A 17,783-nucleotide genomic window follows, 5' to 3' on the forward strand; every position below is an offset into this window, starting at 1 on the left:
GTCGGCCGTGTTGACGCGTGTCGTGCGTACGACGCCCGCGCCACGCCCGCACGAAGGTTCCGTGGCCGAACCGCCCTGACCGTTCCGTGTGGTTGTGGGCCCGGAGGGGCGCTGGTTGGCTTCCCCGCATGCCGCTGACCACACGCACCCCCACCCGTACTCGCTCCCGCACCCGCACCCGGCGCCCCGGTCTGATCGCCACGGGCTCCGCGATGCTGCTCGCCCTGACCGCCGTCCTGCCCTCGGCGGGTGCCTCGGCCGCCCCCGCCGGCACCGCGGCGGACGCGGTGCCCCGTGACGCCGCGGGCGGCTCGGTGGTGCTGGACTGGTACGACACCACCGCGCGGACGGTGGAGGCCGCTCCCGCCCCCACCCAGATCACCAACAGCCGCACCTGGGCCATCAGCTGGCTCGCCGCCGCGCGGGCCGCGCGCGAAGCGCCGCACGGCCGCTCCCGGGCCGCCTTCCAGGACGCGGCCGTGGCCTCCGCCGTGCACGACGCGTTGGTCGCCCTCGCACCGTCCCGCAGGGCCGAGCTCGACGCGGCCCTGGCCGCGAGCCTGGCCCGGGTGCCGGACGGCCCGGCCGAGGACCGTGGGGTGGCCGCCGGTGCCCGGCAGGCCCGCGCGGTCCTCGTCGCCCGTACCGGCGACGGCCTCGACCCGGCCTCGGTCAACGCCCCCTTCCCGGTCCCGCCCGCCGCTCCGGGCGTGTGGCAGCCCACGCCGGACGGCTACGCCCCGGCGGTCCAGTACGGCAACCGGATCGCGAAGCCCTTCCTGCTGGACTCGCCGTCCCAGTACCGGCTCGGCCCGCCGCCGGCCCTCGACTCCCGCCGCTACCGCGCCGACCTGGCGGAGGTGCGCGCGTACGGCGCTGCCGACAGCACCGTCCGTACGGCGCGGCAGACCGAGACCGCGACCTTCTGGTACGGCTCCTCGCTGACCCTGTACACCGAACCGCTGCGGGTGGCGGTGGCCCGGTCGGCCGGCTCGGCCGGTGACCGCGCCGAGCTGCTTGCGCTGTTCCACACCGCACTGGTGGACACGCAGATCGCGACCTCGGACAGCAAGTACACCCACCTCCGCTGGCGACCGGTGACCGCGATCCGCACCGGCTCGATCGGGACCGACCCGGCCTGGCGTCCGCTGCACCAGACCCCGGCGCACCCGGACTACCCCAGCGGCCACGCCACCTACGCCGGTGCCGCCCAGGCCGTGCTGGACGCCCTGACCGGGCCGCGTACGACCCCGTTCGCGTTCACCAGCCCCACCGCGCCCGGGGTGACCCGGACGTACACCAGCTGGGGGGCGCTGACCCGGGACAACGTCGACGCCCGGGTCTGGTCGGGGATCCACAGCCGCAGCGCGGACGAGGCGGGCGTCCGGCTCGGCCGGGCCGTCGGCGAGCACGCCCTGCGCAACGCGGACCGCCTGTTCGGCACCCCGTGACCGCCCCCGGAAGCGGGCGCTAGCCGTCGCCGTACGCCTCGCCGCCGAGTTCGAAGCCGGCGGTTCCGGCGGTGGTGTCGGCCAGCCAGGCCCGGAAGGCGTCGACGTCCGACTCGGGGAGGCCGATCTCGATGGCGACGGCCTCCCCGTAGCGCACGTCCAGCACGGCGCGGCCGGTCGAGCGCAGGTCGTTCTGCATCTTCCCGGCCCGCTGGTGGTCGACGGTCACGGTCGCCAGCCGGTAGCGGTGGCGGGTGACGGTGCCCAGCGTGTCGAGGGCCTCGCCGACGACCCCGCCGTAGGCGCGGATCAGCCCGCCCGCGCCCAGCTTGACCCCGCCGTAGTAGCGGGTGACCACGGCGACGGCGTAGCGGATGTCGCGCCGGGTGAGCATCTGCAGCATGGGCACCCCGGCGGTGCCGCCGGGCTCGCCGTCGTCACTGGCCTTCTGCACCGAGGCGTCGGCCCCGATGACGTACGCGAAGCAGTTGTGCGAGGCGGTGGGGTGCTCCCGGCGGATTCGGGCGATGAACTGCTGGGCCTCTTCCTCCGTCGCGGCGGGCGCGAGCGAGCAGATGAACCGCGAACGGTTGATCTCCGACTCGTGCACGCCCTCATGGGCCACCGTCACGTACTGGTCTGCCTTCACCGCTCCACCCTAAGCGGAGCGGTGAAGGGAATCGGACCGGTGTCCGACCGGTTGTGAACGGGTGCGGGCGGGCATCGGGCCGGCCCGCCGACCGGCAACAGGAGGACCACCCGTGTACGGCGACCCGGCAACCATCCGCACCATCCTCACCGGACTCGGCGACACCTGGGCCGTCGTGGGGCTGTCGAACAACCGGAGCCGGGCGGCCTACGGGGTGGCCCGGGTCCTGCAGAAGTACGGCAAGCGGGTCGTGCCGGTCCATCCCAAGGCGGAGACGGTGCACGGCGAGCAGGGGTACGCCTCGCTGGCCGAGATCCCGTTCAAGGTCGACGTGGTCGACGTGTTCGTGAACAGCGAGCTGGCCGGCCCGGTGGCGGACGAGGCGGCCGCGGTGGGCGCGGACGCGGTCTGGTTCCAGCTGGGCGTGGTCGACGAGGCGGCGTACGAGCGCACCCGCGCGGCCGGGCTGCGGATGGTCATGGACAAGTGCCCCGCCATCGAGATCCCGCTGCTGGACTGACCGGCGGAGGGACTCGGCAGCGGAGGGCGGGCGGAAAGACGCCTGCGTCGGGCAGACGTCGGGGAGCGTGCGGTTCCGGTGGTCGAACGCCCGTGTGGTCTACTCGGTGGTTCGACCGATCGCTCCTTCTGTCCCGCTCCGTGAGGTTCCCGCATGTCCGTCCTGCTCGCCCTGGCCACCGCCGTGCTGTGGGGGTTCGCCGACTTCGGCGGCGGCCTGCTGACCCGGCGGCTGCCCGCCCTGACCGTGGTGATGGCCTCGCAGGTGATCGCCGTGGTGGTGCTGGGGACGATCGTGCTGGCGACGGGCGGCTGGCGGGAGGCCGGGCCGCAGCTGTGGTTCGCGGTTGCCGCGGGTCTGGTCGGGCCGGTTGCGATGTTCAGCTTCTACAAGGCGCTCGCCCTGGGGCCCATGGGCGTGGTCTCCCCGCTCGGCTCGCTGGGCGTGGTCGTGCCGGTCGGCGTGGGGCTGGCGGTCGGCGAGCGGCCCGGGTTCGGGCAGGTCGCCGGGATCGCGGTGGCCCTGGTCGGCATCGTGCTGGCCGGCGGGCCGGAGCTGCGGGGCGCGCCCGTACAGCGCCAGGCGATCGTGCTGACCCTGGTCGCGGCCTTCGGTTTCGGCGCGGTGATGGCGCTGATCGCGGAGGCGTCCTCCACGGTGACCGGGCTGTTCCTGGCGCTGTTCGTGCAGCGGGTGACCAATGTGGCCGCGGGCGGGACCGCGCTGTGGCTGGGCGCCCGCCGGGGCAGCCCGGTGCTGCCGGAGGGCACCGGGGTCCGCGACCTGTGGCCGCTGGTGCCCGCGCTGGCCTTCGTCGGGCTGGCGGACGTCGCGGCCAACGGCACGTACTCGCTCGCCGCGCAGAGCGGGCCGGTCACGGTGGCCGCGGTCCTCTCCTCCCTGTACCCGGTGATCACCGCGCTGGCCGCGTTCGCGCTCCTCAAGGAGCGGCTGCGTACGGTCCAGGCGGCCGGGGCGGGCCTCGCCCTGGCCGGCACGGTCCTGCTGGCGGCCGGCTAGGAGGGGCTCCGGCCCGGCGGCCGCCAGGGTGCTCGCGGGCGGGTCAGTCCTGGCGTTCCACGGCGAAGGTGGAGCAGGCGGATCCCGCGGCGACGACGGCGCCGTTGATCACGGAGGGCCTGCTGCCCGTCACGACCGCCTGCAGGTCGACGGTCAGGTAGCCCGGCGGCTGGACGATCCACTGGTCTCCGCGCAGCACCATCCGCCCGTTCTCGTAGAACCCGATCATCGTGAACGAGCCGTTCGGCACGGCCGGGTTGTCCGGGTGAGCGGAGAAGGCGAACACGGCCCGCAGGGCGTTCCCGCCCGCGCTGTTGACGGTGAGGTCCAGCCGGGTGAGGCCCTGGGTGCACCGGTAGGTGCCCCGCCACACGCCGACCACCCCGGGTCCGCTGTCCACGGACGGCGAGGGGTCCGGCGGCGTGACGCCGGAGGACCTCCGCGGACCCAGCGGCGGCGGTCCGGGATCGGTGGAGGCCGACGCGGACGGCCCCGGTACGGACGGCCCCGAAGTGGACGGTGCCGTCGGCGACGGCCCCGACACCGGGCCGTTCCCGGTTCTCGTGCCCGTCTCCTCCCAGGCCCGCGGCAGCAGCCACGCCAGCAGGCCGATCACCACCGCGGCGGCCGCGGCGGCGCCGACGTAGAGTCCGGTCCGGCCGCCGCCCGGTCGCGGGCCGTCCCGGAACCGGTCGTCCACCGGGTACTCGGGGAAGGTGGGCGGCAGTGGCAGGACGTCCTGGTGCTGCGGCGGCCCGAAGCCACCGGGGCCGTTCGGGGCCGGCACCGGAGTCGGCGCCGGAGTCGGCGCCTGCCGGGGCTGGGGCGGCCGGGGCGGCTGCTGCGGCTGCCGGGGCTGCTCGTGGTGGGCCGGTGTGGTGGCCGTCGGGGCAGCCGGATCGGCTCCGGGCCGAGCCGGGGTGCGCGGGTCCAGGGCCGTCGGCGTCCGCGGATCGACCTTGGTCGGCGCCGTCCCGTCGGTACGGAGCCCGCCCGCGGCCGCTCCCCCGGCACCGCCGGCGGCGTCACCGGCACCGCCGGCGTCACCGCTGAACAGCAGCGCGGCCAGCGCCGAGGGCAGCCACCGCACCCCCGCCGTGGCCTCGGTGTCGCCGGACAGCTCCTCCAGCAGCCCGGACACCGTGGGGCGGGCCGCGGGGTCCTTGGCCAGACAGCGGCCGACCACGTCGCGCAGTCTCGGGGGCAGCCCGGCGATGTCCGGCTCTTCGTGCACCACCCGGTACATCAGCTGCGAGACGGTCCCGCCGCCGAACGGCCCCGTGCCGGTGGCGGTGAACGTCAGCAGCGCGCCCAGCGCGAACACGTCGGTGGCCGCGGTGACGGGTTCCCCGGTGAGCTGCTCGGGAGCCATGAACCCGGGCGTGCCCACCATGAATCCGGTGCGGGTCAGTTCCGTCGCGCCGTCGGAGACCACAGAGATGCCGAAGTCGATGACGCGCGGCCCGTCGGGCGAGAGCAGCACGTTGGACGGCTTGAGGTCCCGGTGGACGACCTCCTGCCCGTGGATGGCCTCCAGGGCCTCGGCCACGCCGGCGGCCAGCGCCAGCACCGACTGCTCGGGCCAGGGGCCGTGGGCGCGGACCGCGTCGTTCAGGGAGGGGCCGGACACGTACGCCGTGGCCAGCCAGGGCGGGGTCCCGTCCGGGTCGGCGTCGATGAGGCCGGCCGTGAAGACGCCGTTGACCTGCCGTGCCGCGGTGACCTCGCGGACGAACCGGCGGCGGAACTCCGCGTCCTCCGCCAGCTCCGGTCGGACCACCTTGACCGCGACGGCACGGCCGCCGCGGGACCGTCCGAGGTAGACGGTGCCCATGCCGCCGCCGCCCAGCCGGCCGGTGATCCGGTACGGGCCGACCTGTGTGGGATCACCGGCCCGCAGTGCCTCCGGTTCGCGCTTCACGCCGCCCCCCTCCCGGGCCGGCCGAAGGAGGGCCACGGCCCGCCGTAGTGCCGTCATCATGGCAGCGCCCGGACGCTCCGCGCGGCGGATTCCGGCCGTCCGCGGCCGGCGTACGGTCTCCCCGCCCCGGCAGGCCGCGCCCGGCCCCGCCGGGCCCTTGCCAGGGCGAAACATACACGCCAACCGGAACTACCGGCGCCGCTTCTCGCGGCCCGGACAAAACCCTCCGACGGCTCCGGCCGACCCGCCCGCCCTCAGCCCTTCTCGTCCACTTCGACGCGCTCCGCTTCGACCCGCGCCGCTTCGACCCGCTCCGCCTGGGCCGACTCCGCTTCGGCCATCTCGGCCAGCGCGCGGAGCTGCCCGGGGGTGACCCCGTCCGGGATCGGCCGCGGGGCCGGCGTCCGCAGCGGCGGCTGCCAGCCCGTCTCCGGCTCCCAGCGACGTACGATCCGCGCCGGCGCCCCCGCCACCACGGCGTGGTCGGGCACCTCGCCCCGTACGACGGCCCCGGCGGCGACCACGACGTTCCGGCCGAGCCGGGCCCCCGGAAGGATCACCGAGCCGGTGCCCAGCCAGCAGCCGGGGCCGATCTCGACCGGCTCGCTGCGCGGCCACTGCCTGCCGACCGGCTCGTGCGGGTCGTCGTAGCTGTGGTTGGTGGAGGTGATGTAGACGCCGGGACCGCAGAAGGTGTCGTCGCCGATGCTGATCCGGGTGTCGGCGATGACATGGCTGCCGCGGCCGAGGACCACCCCGTTGCCGAGGACCAGCACGGGCTCGGGGCCGAGGTCGAGGTCGGGCATCATCCCGGCGGTCAGGGTCACCTGCTCGCCGATGATGCAGTGCTCGCCGAGCCGGATCCAGGGCGCGCCGAAGACGGTCCCCTGCGGGAACGCGAGCCGGGTGCCGGTGCCGATGGCGCCGAACCGGTGCGGGCCCGGGGTCTGCGCGGTGACCGCGCCGGCCTGCTGCATCCAGCGCCAGCCGGCGTGGACGGCGCGGCCGGCCGCGCGGCGGCGCCAGGCCGCCAGCGCGGGGGCGACGGATGAGAACGTGTTTCTGTTCTTCGGCACCCGGCCACGGTAGTGGGCCGGGCGGCGGGCGGCCGGGCCGGGCTGCTGTGATCTTCACCCCATCGTCTACGGTGCTGCGGAGCGCGGCATCGGGAACAGAGGGAAGAGACCAGACATGACGTATCGAACGGGCGGACCGGCCGGGGCCCTGGTGGCGGGCGTGGCCGGCAAGAACCCGCAGGTCGACCCGGAGGCGTTCACCGCCCCGACCTCGGTGGTCGTCGGCGACGTGACCATGGCCGCGGGCACGAGCATCTGGTACTCGGCGGTGCTGCGCGCCGACTGCGCCCCGATCACGATGGGCGCGGACAGCAACGTCCAGGACAACTGCACGGTGCACACCGATCCCGGTTTCCCGGTGTCCATCGGCGAGCGGGTCTCGGTGGGCCACAACGCGGTGGTGCACGGCTGCACGGTCGAGGACGACTGCCTGATCGGCATGGGGGCGACGGTCCTCAACGGCGCGGTGATCGGCGCCGGTTCCCTGGTGGCCGCCCAGGCCCTCGTCCCCCAGGGCATGGTGGTCCCGCCGGGCTCGCTGGTGGCCGGGGTCCCGGCGAAGGTCCGGCGCGAGCTGACCGAGGAGGAGAAGGAAGGCATCCGCCTCAACGCCGCGATGTACACGGAACTCGCGAAGCAGCACCGAGCCTCGGTGACCCCCGCCGAGTAACCACGGCCGGGGGGCGCGGGGAACACCGCGACCACGGGCTTCGCTGCCAGGGGCGCGGGGAACTGCGCGACCAGCCCCAACGGCGCCGCAGACCCGCCCCGCCCGTCGGGCCCCGGACAGGGGGTCCGGGGGTCCGGGGGCCGGCCCCCGGTTTCGGGAAGGGGCGGGGTGGGGAACAGCCCCGCAGGGAACGCCCCGGCCCCGCCAGGGGAAGGTTCAGCCCCGCCCGGGGAACGCTCCGCCCCCGCCAAGGGAAAGGCTCAGCCCCGCTCGGAAGCCATGGCGCGCTCCGGCTCCGCAGCCGACTCCACCCCGCCCCCGCCGGAGGCACCCGCCTTCGCCGCCCTCCGCTTCAGCACCAGCATCGACGTCAGCCCGATCAGCACGGCGAGCACCAGCCCCAGCCAGGAGAACCGCTTCAGCCACGCCTCCGCGACGATGCCGACGTAGTAGATGACGGCGGTGGTGCCGCCGGCCCACAGGATGCCGCCGAGGACGTTGGCGATCAGGAACTTCCAGTACGGCATGTGCAGCACGCCCGCCAGCGGCCCGGCGAAGATCCTCAGCAGGGCCACGAACCGGCCGAAGAAGACCGCCCACATGCCCCACTTCTCGAAGGACCGCTCGGCCATGCCGATCTGCGCCGCGCCGAAGTGCTTCGGGAACCGCCTGCCCAGGCGTTCCAGCAGCGGCTTGCCGCCGCGCCGCCCGATCGCGTAGCCGATGGAGTCGCCGACGATCGCGCCCGCGGTGGCGCAGATGCCCAGCACCAGCGGGTCGATCTCCCCGTGCTGGGAGGCCAGCAGGGCCGAGCTGACCAGGATGATCTCGCCCGGCAGCGGGATGCCGAGGCTCTCCAGCCCGATGACCAGCCCCACCAGCAGATAGACACTCACCGCCGGAACGGTCTCCAGCCACTCCTGGATGTGCACCGGTACGTCCTCCCAGATAGCCACACGGCCGCAGGGCCACATCACCGCACGGCCGCACCACCACGAGGGCCGCATGAACCGCACGGCCGTGCAAACGCGTGGCCGCATCGAACCACGGCGCGCCCCCATCGGCGCACCGTGCACCGACCGGGCAGCCTACCCGCTGCGACGCACCGGCCGCGGACCGAGCCCGCGCACTACCGGCCGCGGACCACCGCCTTTGCCCGCAGCGGCAGTTCCCGGGAGGAGCGCCCCACGAAGACCTCCCTGCGGCCGGTGCCCAGCACCCACGCGTGCCGGGCCGGGTCCCAGGAGGAGAGCGCGCGCCGGTCGAGGGTCACCGTGATCCGCTGCGCCTGCCCGGGGCCGAGGGCGATCCGCCGGTAGCCGGCCAGCGCCCGGACCGGCTGCTCCAGCTTGAGGTCCGGCGAGGGCCCGACGTAGACCTGGGCCACCTCGGTGCCCTTGCGGCGACCGGTGTTGCGGACGGTGAACTCCACCCGCAGCGCGCCGTCCTCGGACCTCACGTCGGGCTGTTCGTAGTGCCAGGTCGTGTACGACAGCCCGTGCCCGAAGGGGAACAGCGGGGCCACGTGCTGCGCGTCGTACCAGCGGTGTCCCACGTGAACGCCCTCGCCGTACTCCTGCCGTCCGCCGACCCCGGGGTAGCGCAGCAGGTCCCCGCCGACCGGGTGGGCCCGCTCGTCGGCCGGGAAGGTCTGGGTGAGCCGGCCGCCCGGGTCGGCGTCGCCGAAGAGCACGTCCGCGGTGGCCGCCGCCCCCTCCTGCCCGGGGTAGTACATCTGGAGGACGGCTCCGGTCCGGTCCAGCCACGGCATGACGGTGGCGGAGGAGGTGTTGAGGACGACGGTGGTGCGCGGGTTGGCCGCGGTGACCGCCTCGATCAGCGCCTGCTGGCCGCCGGGCAGGGCGAGGGTGGTGCGGTCGGCGCCGGGGGCGGCGTCCTCGTGGGCGAAGAGCACCACGCTGTGGGCCGCCCTGGCGGTCTTCACCGCCTCGGCGAGGTCGGCGGCCCGGGTGGCCCGGGTGGTGTGGCGGAGCCGGAAGCGCTGTCCGGTGGTGCCGCCGCGGGCGGTGACGGCCAGCTGGTGCGGACCGGCCTTCAGGGGCAGGGTGCGGCGGCCGATCGCGAGCCCGTCGGGGGCGGTGCCGAGGAAGGCCCCGTTCGAGGGGTCGCCTGTGCCCGGGCGGACGGCGAAGACCTCCTCGCCGTCGATCCGGACCTCGGGGCGCGGCCCGGAGTGGTGGACCAGCAGGGTCCACTCGTCGTCCTCGGGAAGCGTGAAGGCGGCTTCCCAGCTGCGGGTGCCGCCGGAGTCGACGCGCTGCTCCTCGAAGGCGACGGGCGGGGTGAGCAGCGCGGCGGGCAGCGGGCGGCCGTACACGTCCTCGCCGAGGGCGTAGCGCACGGTGGCGCTCCGTCCGGCCCGCTGCCGGATGGCGGCGAGCGGGGCGGCGGCCCGGTCGGGCAGCACGCGCGCGGCACCGCCGCCGGTGACGACGGGGACCCCGCCGGAGGGGCCGATCACGGCGAGCGAGCGGGCGGCGGGGCCGGCCAGCGGGAGGGTGCCGCGCTCGTTGCGCAGCAGGACCGCGCCGGCGGCGGCGACGCGCCGGGCGACGCGGGCTCCGGCCGCCGGGTCGCGCGGGGGCCTGCGGGGTGCCCGGCCGTCGAGGAGTCCGAAGCGGTCCATGGTGCCGAGCACCCGCCGGACGGCCTGGTCCACGGCCGGTTCGGACACCGTCCCGGCCCGTACCGCCTGGCGCAGCGGGGCGCCGAAGTGGGTGCCGGCGGGGAGCTCCATGTCGAGTCCGGAGGTGATGGCGGCGACGGTGCTGTGGGTGGCGTTCCAGCCGGACACCACCCATCCGTCGAATCCCCAGCGGCCGCGCAGCAGTTCGTCCAGGAGCGGCCGGTTCTCGCCCGCGTGGACGCCGTTGACCTTGTTGTACGCGCCGACGAGGGCGCCGGCTCCGGCCGCGACGGCGGACTCGAAGCCGCGCAGTTCCGTTTCCTGGAGGGTCTGTTCGTCGACGGTCACGTCCATCACACCGCGGCCGCGCTGCTGGTTGTCGAGGGCGAAGCCGCCGACGGCGGCGATGAGGCCCTCGTCCTGGATGCCGCGGACCAGTTCGGCGACCAGGTCGGCGGTGAGCCGCGGGTCTTCGGCGAGGGCCTCTGCATTGCGGCCGCCGTAGGGGGTGCGGATCAGGTTGGCGACGGGGGCCAGCAGCACGTCCTGGCCGAGCGCCCGGCCCTCCCGGCCGAGCACCCGCCCGTACTCCCGGGCGAGCGCCGGGTCGAAGGCGGAGGCGAGCATCACGGGGGCGGGCAGCGCGGTGGCCGGCCTGGAGGCCTGGACGCCGTTCGGCCCGTGGGCGATGCGCAGCACGGGTACGTCCAGGCGCGGCACCCCGGGGACGTACGCCGCCTGCCCGAGCGGGGCGGGGTCGCGGGTGCCGTGCAGCAGGGTCGTCTTCTCGTCCAGGGTGAGGTGTTCCAGCAGGGCGTCGACCCGGACGGCCCGGCCCGGCCGGGCGGGCCCCGCGGCGGCGCCGCCCGGCGTGCCCGCCGTACTGCGGGGTGGCGTACCGGGCGGCAGGTCCGCGACGCACCCGGCGGCACCGACGGCACCGAGCGCGGCACCCGCCGCCCCGAGCAGCCGCAGTGCGGAGCGTCTGGACAGGACCCCGGACGGCACCTCGCCCCCGGAGACCGCCCCTGCCGCGGGCGGGACCTCTCCCCCGGACGCGGACGCGGTGACGGCCTCGTCTCCGGACACGGCCTCGGACATGGGCCCTCCCTGCGGCGGTACTCGGCGCGGGCGGCGGTCGCGCGGACCGCCCCGACCACTCTGGGCCCCCGACGCCCCCGGCCCCGCGCAGACGCGCTGCCGGGGGCGGGGGCGTTCAGCTGTTGGGACGCAGCCTCCGGGCCCCGGTCCCCGCGGTACGTCCGGTGCGCGCATCCGCGTTGCACTCGCCCCCGGTGCTCGCATGACGTGCGCCATTCGGCGGAATCTGCCGGGGCGGCGGGCAACTCCTGCCCCGCTCATCCGCGTTGCTGGCAATGTGAGGAGCCATGCACGCACCCACCGGCGACGCCGCCACGCTCCCACCGCAACAGACAGGCAACGCGGTCCGGCCCCGTCCCAAGCCCCCGGCGAAGGACCGTCCCGAGAACACGTGGTGGATCTGGAGCATGGCGGGGGCGCTGTTCTTCGGCTACTCGGTCCTGTCCCTGTCCCTCCACGAGCGCCTGCTCACGCGCGCCTTCGACCTGGGGATCTTCGTCCAGGCCGTGCGTTCGTACGCGGAGGGGCACCTGCCCGTCTCCGAGGTCAAGGGACCGGACTTCCCGATCCTGGGCGACCACTTCTCGCCCGTTCTGGCCCTGCTGGCGCCGCTGTACTGGCTGTGGCCCTCGGTCAAGATGCTGCTGGTGGCGCAGGCCGCGCTCGCGGCGGGCAGCGTACTGGCCCTGACCTTCTGGGTCCGCCGGACGCTCGGCTCCGCGGCCGCCGCCGTCATCGGCGCCTGCTACGGCCTCTCGTGGGGCATCGCGAGCGGGGTCACCAGTGACTTCCACGAGTGGGCGTTCGCCCTGCCCCTGCTGGTGCTGTCCCTCACGGCCCTCGCCGACGGCCGGCTGCGTGCCGCCGCGTACTGGGCGCTGCCGCTCGTCCTGGTGAAGGAGGACCTCGGCCTCACGGTGGCCGTGATCGGCCTGGTCATCGCGTGGCGGGGCGGCCCGGGCGGGCGCCGGCCCGGGCTGGCCACGGCCGCGTTCGGCGTGGTGGCGGCCGGTGTGGCCGTGCTGGTGCTGGGTTCCCTCCACCCGGGCGGGTTCGACGGCTACTTCGCCTCCCACAACCCGGCCCTGCCCCCGGGCATGCTCCCGCCGGAGCTGGCGGACGCGCCGCAGGACGGCCTGGCGGGCCTCCTCTTCAAACTGACGCTCGGGCTGGTGACCCCGCAGGTGAAGGTCATGACCATGATCCTGATCCTGGCCCCGACCCTGTTCCTGGCCCTGCGCTCGCCGCTGGTGCTGATCGCGGTGCCGTCCGTGCTGTGGCGCCTGGTCTCGGGCTACCCGGACCACTGGGGCACCGGCTTCCACTACTCGCTGCTGGTCATGCCGATCGTGTTCGTCGCCTTCGCCGACGCCCTGCACCGGCGGGGCACGAGCGGCACGAGCCTGTACCGGTACCTGGCGGGCTCGGCGGCCGTCACCCTCATGCTGCTGCCGCACTTCGCCCTGTGGCAGCTGGTGGAGCCGGAGACCTGGCGCAACCACCCCCGTACCGCGGTGGCCCACAGCATGATGGCCGAGATCCCGGAGGGTGCCACGGTCCAGGCGTCGAGCTACCTGGTGCCGCACCTCGCCGACCGCACCAGCGTCAGCCTCCACGGCTGGGGGGACAGCCGCCCCCATCCCGAGTGGATCATGGTCGACACCCGGGTGGCGCCCGCGCTCCGCTTCCCCCTGTCGGCACTGCGGGAAAGCCGGGCCATCTCCGATGCCCGCGCCCAGGGGTACCGCACGGTCTCGGAGAGGGACGGCTTCCTCCTCCTCAGCCGCACGGGCTGAGGCCCGCCGACGGGCAGCGGAGGCCGGGCAGCGCGGGAAGCGCGCCCCCGGCCTCCGCTCCCCTCAGGGGCGCTGGACGGTGACCGCAGTGAGGACGACGGGCTCCTTCGGCGCCCCGTCCGGCTCTCCGCTCGCCGTCCCCTTCGCCGCGATCCTCTTCACCACGTCCAGTCCCTCGACGACCTTCCCGAAGGGCGTCCAGTCGGGGTTGAGACGGAACGCGGGGTCGCCGTAACTGATGAAGAACTGGCCGCCGTTGCGCCCGGGCTGGGCCTTGGACACGGCCACCGTGCCCGCCGGGTAGACGGCACCGGCCAGGTTCTCGTCCGGATAGGAGTACCCGGGGTCGGAGTTGCCGACCCCGGCGGGATCGCCGCATTCGAGGACGAAGATCCCCTTGGTGGTGAGGCGGTGGCACTTGCTGCCGTCGAAGTACTTCTTCCCCGCGAGGTAGGAGAAGGAGTTCGTGGCGCACGGGGCGTCCTCGGTCAGCGCCTTGACGGTGACCGTCCCCTCACCGGTGGTCAGCCGGAACGTCAGCGGCCGGCCTGCGGAATCCGCGTCGAAGGACGGTACGCCGACGGTCCGCGGCCCGGCCCCGGTCGGTGTGTAGGCACAGGTGACCGGTGGTCTGGCAGCGGTGGAGCTGCTGGTGAGGGCGACCGCCGTCCAGCCGATCCCGGAGCACGCCGCGACCGCCGCGACCACGGTGGCCGCCGTACGCCCCGACCGCCCCGCGCCGAACCTTTTTCCGCCGGTCAGACTCATACGTGCCTCGGATTCCATGAGCGGGCGTGTACGACGCGGCGAGCGTATCCAGTACCGCACCACGGCCCGGTCACCACACGCCGTACACTCCCCCGCCCCGGGGCTACGCGTTCGGGCGGAGCGTCCAGACCACGGTCATCTCGCCCGTCACGGCCTCGTCGGAGTCGCGCTGGATGGTGATGGCCACCGGGAATTCGGGGCGGCCGCCGGCGTCGAGTTCCGCGATGACCTCGGCCGCGGGGCGGCCCAGGGTGGCGGTCGCGGTGACCGGGCCCTTGGCGACCTTCTTGTAGCCGATCTGCGCGCTGACCGCGAGCGGGACGGCGCGGGAGAGCTGCTCCTGGAAGGCGGCGAGCACGATCGCGCCGCTCGCGGACTCCGCGAGGGTGAACATGGCGCCGGCGTGCGGGCCCTGGATGTGGTTGTGGTAGTCCGGCTGGTCCGGCAGGCGGAAGACGGCGCGCTCGGGCGTGGTCTCCACGCATTCGAGGTTGAGGGTGCGGACCATCGGCACCGTGGCGGCGAGCAGTTCGCCCATGTTCATCTGATCTGCGCTCATGGAACCGGATGTTACCCATGAGTAGATGGGCTTGACCAGCCCCCGGGGAGGGGCGGACGTAGCCCCTGTCACCCCCTCCCACTATCGTTACCGGCCATGTGGCCAGGACAGCAGCCGTCGCCCGGGGGCGAGCAGAACCCGCAGAACGCCAACCAGAACCCGTACCAGCAGCCGGGGCCGGGGCAGCCGAACCCGTACCAGCAGCCGGGGTACGGACAGCCGCAGCCCGGGTACGGCCAACAGCAGCCGGGCTACGGGTACCCGCAGCAGGGGTACGGCCAGCAGCAGCCGGCCACCCAGCCGTGGCCCCAGCAGGCACCGCCGCAGCCCCCGCAGGGCGGCGGCTCCGGATCGGGCAACTCGACGAAGACCATCGCGATCGTCGCCGCGGCGGCGGTGGCCGTCGCCGCGGCCGTCACCGGAGCGTTCGTCCTGACCAAGGACGACGACAAGAAGCCGCAGGCCAACGACAAGCCGCAGAACACGGCATCCGCACCGCCCTCGGCCGCCATGAGCCCGGCCGCACCCGCCACGCCCAGCAGCAACCCGCGGGCCGGCGGCTCCGTCCAGCCGACCGTCCCCGGCTGGAAGGTGGTCGTCAACCCGAAGTACGGCGTCGCCTTCGACGTACCGCCGGAGTGGAAGGTGCTGGGTTCCGGCGTCAGCTCGGGCTTCCTCGACGAGACCAAGAACGACGGCATCACCCCCGCCATCAGCATGTCTGCGCCCGCGTACCTCAAGGAGGAGTGGTGCAAGGTCGACTCCGACAAGGACGGTGACGTCGAGGACTACTCCCTGGCCGGGACCGGCGTGAAGGGTGCCAACGGCGCCAAGGACACGGCGGAGGCCGCCCGCAACAACACCGGCAGCTGGGTCTGGGCCGGTTACGCCCAGAAGGAGCCGAAGGGCACGGTCAAGGTCTCCGAGCCCAAGGAGTACACGACCGCCTCCGGCCTCAAGGGCCACATGGTCACCTCCACCGCCACGGGCGTGAAGAAGCCCCACAAGTGCGCCACCGACGGCAAGGCCATCGGCTTCGGTTTCAAGAACGCCAAGGGCGACTTCGCCAGCTGGGTGCTCTACGGCGCGGCCGGCGTGAAGGACGAGGTCAAGCCGGAGGTCTATGAGAAGGTCCTCAGCACGGTCCGGCTCACGTCCGACTGATTGCGTCCTGTTCCGGCCCGCCCCCGGATGATTTCCCACCGTTATTCCGATTGGCAGAACGGCCCCGAACGGGGATAGTCCGGGGGTGAGCTCTCCCGCCGCCCCCTCCGCCGCACCCCCTTCCGGCCGGCAACGCCCCGCGTGGGCGGGCCGGAACTACACCCTGCTGACCAGCGCCGCCGTCATCACCAACCTCGGTGCGCACGGAGCGCTGGTCGCGTCGGCGTTCGCGGTGCTGGAGGCCGGTGGCTCGGGTGGTGACGTCGGTCTGGTGGCCGCCGCCCGGACCCTGCCCCTCGTCCTCTTCCTGCTGGTCGGCGGGGCCGTCGCCGACCGGCTGCCGCGGCACCGGGTGATGGTCGCCGCCAACGCCGTCAACTGCGTCTCCCAGGGCGCGTTCGCCGCCGTGGTGCTCCTCGGCCATGCGCAGCTGTGGCAGATGATGCTGTTCAGCGCGCTCTGCGGCACCGGCCAGGCCTTCTTCAACCCGGCGGCCGAGGGCATGCTGTTCGCGACCGTCTCCGGCGAACACGCCAACCGCGCCTTCGCCCTGTTCCGGATGGCCGTCAACGGGGCCGGCATCGGCGGTGCCGCACTGGGCGGCGCGATGATCGCCGGAATGGGGCCCGGCTGGGTCCTCGCCGTGGACGCCGCCGCCTTCGCGGTGGCGGGTCTGCTGCGCGCCTTCCTGGACGTCGGCGTCAAGAGCGGGCCCGAGAAGAGCAGCGGCCTGCTGGCCGATCTCCGCGAGGGCTGGGCCGAAGTGCGCACCCGCCCCTGGCTGTGGGGCATCGTGCTCCAGTTCTCCGTGGTGGTGGGCGTCGTCGGCGCGGCCGAATCGGTCTACGGGCCGCTGGTCGCGCGCGAGCACCTCGGCGGGCCCGCACCGTGGGGCATCGCCCTGGCCTTCTTCGGGGTGGGCACGATCACGGGCGCCGTGCTGATGATGGCCTGGAAGCCGCGCCGGATGCTGCTGGTCGGCACGCTGTGCGTGTTCCCGTTCGCGCTGCCCTCGGCGGGGCTGGCGGTGCCGCTCCCGGCCTGGGGGCTGTGCGTGACCATGTTCGTCAGCGGGGCGGCGATCGAGGTCTTCGGCGTCAACTGGATGTCGACGCTGCACCAGGAGATCCCCGAGGACAAGTTCTCGCGCGTGTCCGCCTACGACTGGTTCGGCTCGGTGTCGATGCTGCCGCTGGCGACGGCGCTGGCCGGGCCGGCCGAGTCCGCGTTCGGGCGGACCCAGGCGCTGTGGGGGTGCACGGCGCTGGTCGTCGCGGCGACGGCGCTGGTGCTGCTGGTGCCGGACGTACGGCGGCTCCGGCGGCGGTCCGCGAAGGAGGTCGCCTCCGGCCCTGAGGCGATCGCAGCGGCGGGCGCCGTGGCCCCGGAGCCGGCGGCGCGCTGATGCCGCTCCCGGCAGCGGCCGCGCGGGCTCGTGAGCTCGTGAGCACGCAGGCGTGCCCTGCGGGGGATGACCCCACCCCGTCCCTTCCCGTAACACCTCAGACACCGGTGCGGCTTGCACGCACGTGGTGCGGCCGCACCGGCACGGGGGCCTCTCCGACGGGCCTGCCGGCCCGGGGGACACGCACGGCGGGGCGGACTCGGCCGGCCGCCCCGGGCGGGGTCAGGTCAGCGTGAAGGCCCCGGAGGGCGGCGGCGGGGACGGCGCCGCGTCGCGGTCCGCGACCGGGGTGGCGGAGCCGATGAGGCGGGCCAGCGCCGGGCCCGACTCCACCCGTGCGGGGAACGCGTCGCCCGCGCACCGGCGGGAGAGCGCCGCCAGCGGCAGTTCGGCGTCCGAGGCGAGCAGCACCGCGTTGCCGAAGCGGCGGCCTCGGAGCACCGCCGGTTCCGCGATCAGCGCGAGCCCGTCGAACGCCTCGCGGAAGTTGGCCAGCTGGGCGCGCAGGAAGCCGAACGGCGCCCCGTCCGCCAGGTTCGCCGCGTAGAGCCCGCCCGGCCGCAGCACCCGCGCCACCTCCCGCGCGTACTCGGCCGAGGCCAGCTGCGCGGGCACCCGGGAACCGCCGAACACGTCCCCGACCACCACGTCGGCGCTCGCCGCCGGAGCCTGCTCCAGCCAGGCGCGCGCGTCCGCCGTGTGCAGCGTGATGCCGGACCCGGCCGGCACCGGGAGGTGTCCGGAGACCAGTTCCACCAGGTCCGCGTCGAACTCGACCACCTGCTGCCGCGACCCCGGCCGTCCGGCGGCGGCGTACCGCGGCAGGGTCAGCGCGCCGCCGCCCAGGTGGACCAGGTCCAGCGGCTCGCCCGGATCCGCCGCGCAGTCCAGTACGTGCGCCAGCCGGCGGACGTACTCGAACTCCAGGTGGCCGGGGTCGTCGAGGTCCACGTACGACTGCGGGGCCCCGTCGACCGTCAGCAGCCAGCCCCCGTCCCGGTCCACGTCCGGCATCAGCTTGGCGGTGCCCTGCACC

Annotated in this window: 15 protein-coding genes; 7 read left to right on the forward strand and 8 right to left on the reverse strand. The window is 74.7% G+C overall.

Annotated features, from left to right (window positions below):
- Nucleotides 1-128 precede the first annotated feature (128 nt).
- A complete protein-coding gene (locus AB0O36_RS19470; RefSeq protein ID WP_365111665.1) occupies nt 129-1,451 on the forward strand; it encodes a vanadium-dependent haloperoxidase in 1,323 nt (440 codons plus the stop codon).
- Nucleotides 1,452-1,470: 19 nt separating this feature from the next.
- Here the strand turns inward: AB0O36_RS19470 and AB0O36_RS19475 are convergent, their stop codons facing one another.
- Nucleotides 1,471-2,100 (reverse strand): YigZ family protein, encoded by a 630-nt coding sequence (locus AB0O36_RS19475; RefSeq protein WP_365111668.1) that lies wholly within the window; start codon nt 2,098-2,100, stop codon nt 1,471-1,473.
- 112 nt (nt 2,101-2,212) lie between these two features.
- Here AB0O36_RS19475 and AB0O36_RS19480 point away from each other — a divergent pair, with 112 nt between their 5' ends.
- Nucleotides 2,213-2,620 carry a CoA-binding protein gene (locus tag AB0O36_RS19480; RefSeq protein ID WP_365111670.1) on the forward strand — a complete coding sequence of 136 codons (408 nt, stop codon included), beginning with the start codon at nt 2,213-2,215 and terminating at the stop codon, nt 2,618-2,620.
- 153 nt (nt 2,621-2,773) lie between these two features.
- Nucleotides 2,774-3,640, forward strand: a complete 867-nt coding sequence (locus AB0O36_RS19485; RefSeq protein ID WP_365111673.1) for a DMT family transporter — start codon at nt 2,774-2,776, stop codon at nt 3,638-3,640.
- A gap of 43 nt (nt 3,641-3,683) precedes the next feature.
- Here AB0O36_RS19485 and AB0O36_RS19490 read toward each other — a convergent pair whose 3' ends face one another.
- The gene (locus AB0O36_RS19490) at nt 3,684-5,561 is read right to left on the reverse strand and encodes a serine/threonine-protein kinase (RefSeq protein ID WP_365111676.1); all 1,878 of its coding nucleotides are present in this window, start codon (nt 5,559-5,561) and stop codon (nt 3,684-3,686) included.
- A 254-nt stretch (nt 5,562-5,815) separates the two neighbouring features.
- Nucleotides 5,816-6,637 (reverse strand): DapH/DapD/GlmU-related protein, encoded by an 822-nt coding sequence (locus AB0O36_RS19495; protein WP_365111679.1) that lies wholly within the window; start codon nt 6,635-6,637, stop codon nt 5,816-5,818.
- 115 nt (nt 6,638-6,752) lie between these two features.
- Here AB0O36_RS19495 and AB0O36_RS19500 point away from each other — a divergent pair, with 115 nt between their 5' ends.
- On the forward strand, nt 6,753-7,307 hold the full coding sequence (locus AB0O36_RS19500; protein WP_365111682.1) for a gamma carbonic anhydrase family protein: 555 nt from the start codon (nt 6,753-6,755) through the stop codon (nt 7,305-7,307).
- 260 nt (nt 7,308-7,567) lie between these two features.
- Here the strand turns inward: AB0O36_RS19500 and AB0O36_RS19505 are convergent, their stop codons facing one another.
- Entirely contained in the window at nt 7,568-8,239 is a 672-nt protein-coding gene (locus AB0O36_RS19505) for a DedA family protein (RefSeq protein WP_365111825.1), read from the reverse strand.
- Between the two features lie 197 nt (nt 8,240-8,436).
- Nucleotides 8,437-11,055, reverse strand: coding sequence for a glycoside hydrolase family 3 C-terminal domain-containing protein (locus tag AB0O36_RS19510; protein WP_365111685.1), 2,619 nt, complete (start codon nt 11,053-11,055; stop codon nt 8,437-8,439).
- Nucleotides 11,056-11,342: 287 nt separating this feature from the next.
- On the opposite strand from AB0O36_RS19510, the gene AB0O36_RS19515 reads away from it, so the two are divergent.
- Nucleotides 11,343-12,851: a DUF2079 domain-containing protein gene (locus AB0O36_RS19515; RefSeq protein ID WP_365111687.1), complete on the forward strand. Its 1,509-nt coding sequence runs from the start codon at nt 11,343-11,345 to the stop codon at nt 12,849-12,851.
- Nucleotides 12,852-12,914: 63 nt separating this feature from the next.
- On the opposite strand, the gene AB0O36_RS19520 is transcribed toward AB0O36_RS19515, so the two are convergent.
- Together AB0O36_RS19520 and AB0O36_RS19525 are read right to left on the reverse strand one after the other, a co-directional pair.
- Nucleotides 12,915-13,619, reverse strand: a complete 705-nt coding sequence (locus AB0O36_RS19520) for a peptidylprolyl isomerase (protein ID WP_365111690.1) — start codon at nt 13,617-13,619, stop codon at nt 12,915-12,917.
- A 103-nt stretch (nt 13,620-13,722) separates the two neighbouring features.
- Nucleotides 13,723-14,178: a DUF4442 domain-containing protein gene (locus tag AB0O36_RS19525; protein ID WP_365111692.1), complete on the reverse strand. Its 456-nt coding sequence runs from the start codon at nt 14,176-14,178 to the stop codon at nt 13,723-13,725.
- A gap of 96 nt (nt 14,179-14,274) precedes the next feature.
- Here AB0O36_RS19525 and AB0O36_RS19530 point away from each other — a divergent pair, with 96 nt between their 5' ends.
- Together AB0O36_RS19530 and AB0O36_RS19535 are read left to right on the forward strand one after the other, a co-directional pair.
- Nucleotides 14,275-15,342 carry a hypothetical protein gene (locus AB0O36_RS19530; protein WP_365111695.1) on the forward strand — a complete coding sequence of 356 codons (1,068 nt, stop codon included), beginning with the start codon at nt 14,275-14,277 and terminating at the stop codon, nt 15,340-15,342.
- Between the two features lie 85 nt (nt 15,343-15,427).
- The gene (locus tag AB0O36_RS19535) at nt 15,428-16,747 is read left to right on the forward strand and encodes an MFS transporter (RefSeq protein ID WP_365111697.1); all 1,320 of its coding nucleotides are present in this window, start codon (nt 15,428-15,430) and stop codon (nt 16,745-16,747) included.
- A gap of 222 nt (nt 16,748-16,969) precedes the next feature.
- Here AB0O36_RS19535 and AB0O36_RS19540 read toward each other — a convergent pair whose 3' ends face one another.
- Nucleotides 16,970-17,761, reverse strand: coding sequence for a fused MFS/spermidine synthase (locus AB0O36_RS19540; RefSeq protein WP_365111827.1), 792 nt, complete (start codon nt 17,759-17,761; stop codon nt 16,970-16,972).
- Between the last annotated feature and the right edge of the window lie 22 nt (nt 17,762-17,783).

The sequence above is a fragment of the Streptomyces sp. NPDC089799 genome (genome assembly GCF_040684755.1).
In the GTDB taxonomy this organism is placed as follows: domain Bacteria; phylum Actinomycetota; class Actinomycetes; order Streptomycetales; family Streptomycetaceae; genus Streptomyces.

What these genes read in the sequence shown, in the direction of transcription:
- AB0O36_RS19470 (WP_365111665.1), top strand. Translation starts at nt 129, where the DNA reads ATGCCGCTGACCACACGCACCCCCACCCGTACTCGCTCCCGCACCCGC.
- AB0O36_RS19485 (WP_365111673.1), top strand. Translation starts at nt 2,774, where the DNA reads ATGTCCGTCCTGCTCGCCCTGGCCACCGCCGTGCTGTGGGGGTTCGCC.
- AB0O36_RS19500 (WP_365111682.1), top strand. Translation starts at nt 6,753, where the DNA reads ATGACGTATCGAACGGGCGGACCGGCCGGGGCCCTGGTGGCGGGCGTG.
- AB0O36_RS19510 (WP_365111685.1), bottom strand. Translation starts at nt 11,055, where the DNA reads ATGTCCGAGGCCGTGTCCGGAGACGAGGCCGTCACCGCGTCCGCGTCC.
- AB0O36_RS19515 (WP_365111687.1), top strand. Translation starts at nt 11,343, where the DNA reads ATGCACGCACCCACCGGCGACGCCGCCACGCTCCCACCGCAACAGACA.
- AB0O36_RS19520 (WP_365111690.1), bottom strand. Translation starts at nt 13,619, where the DNA reads ATGAGTCTGACCGGCGGAAAAAGGTTCGGCGCGGGGCGGTCGGGGCGT.
- AB0O36_RS19525 (WP_365111692.1), bottom strand. Translation starts at nt 14,178, where the DNA reads ATGAGCGCAGATCAGATGAACATGGGCGAACTGCTCGCCGCCACGGTG.
- AB0O36_RS19530 (WP_365111695.1), top strand. Translation starts at nt 14,275, where the DNA reads ATGTGGCCAGGACAGCAGCCGTCGCCCGGGGGCGAGCAGAACCCGCAG.
- AB0O36_RS19540 (WP_365111827.1), bottom strand. Translation starts at nt 17,761, where the DNA reads ATGCCGGACGTGGACCGGGACGGGGGCTGGCTGCTGACGGTCGACGGG.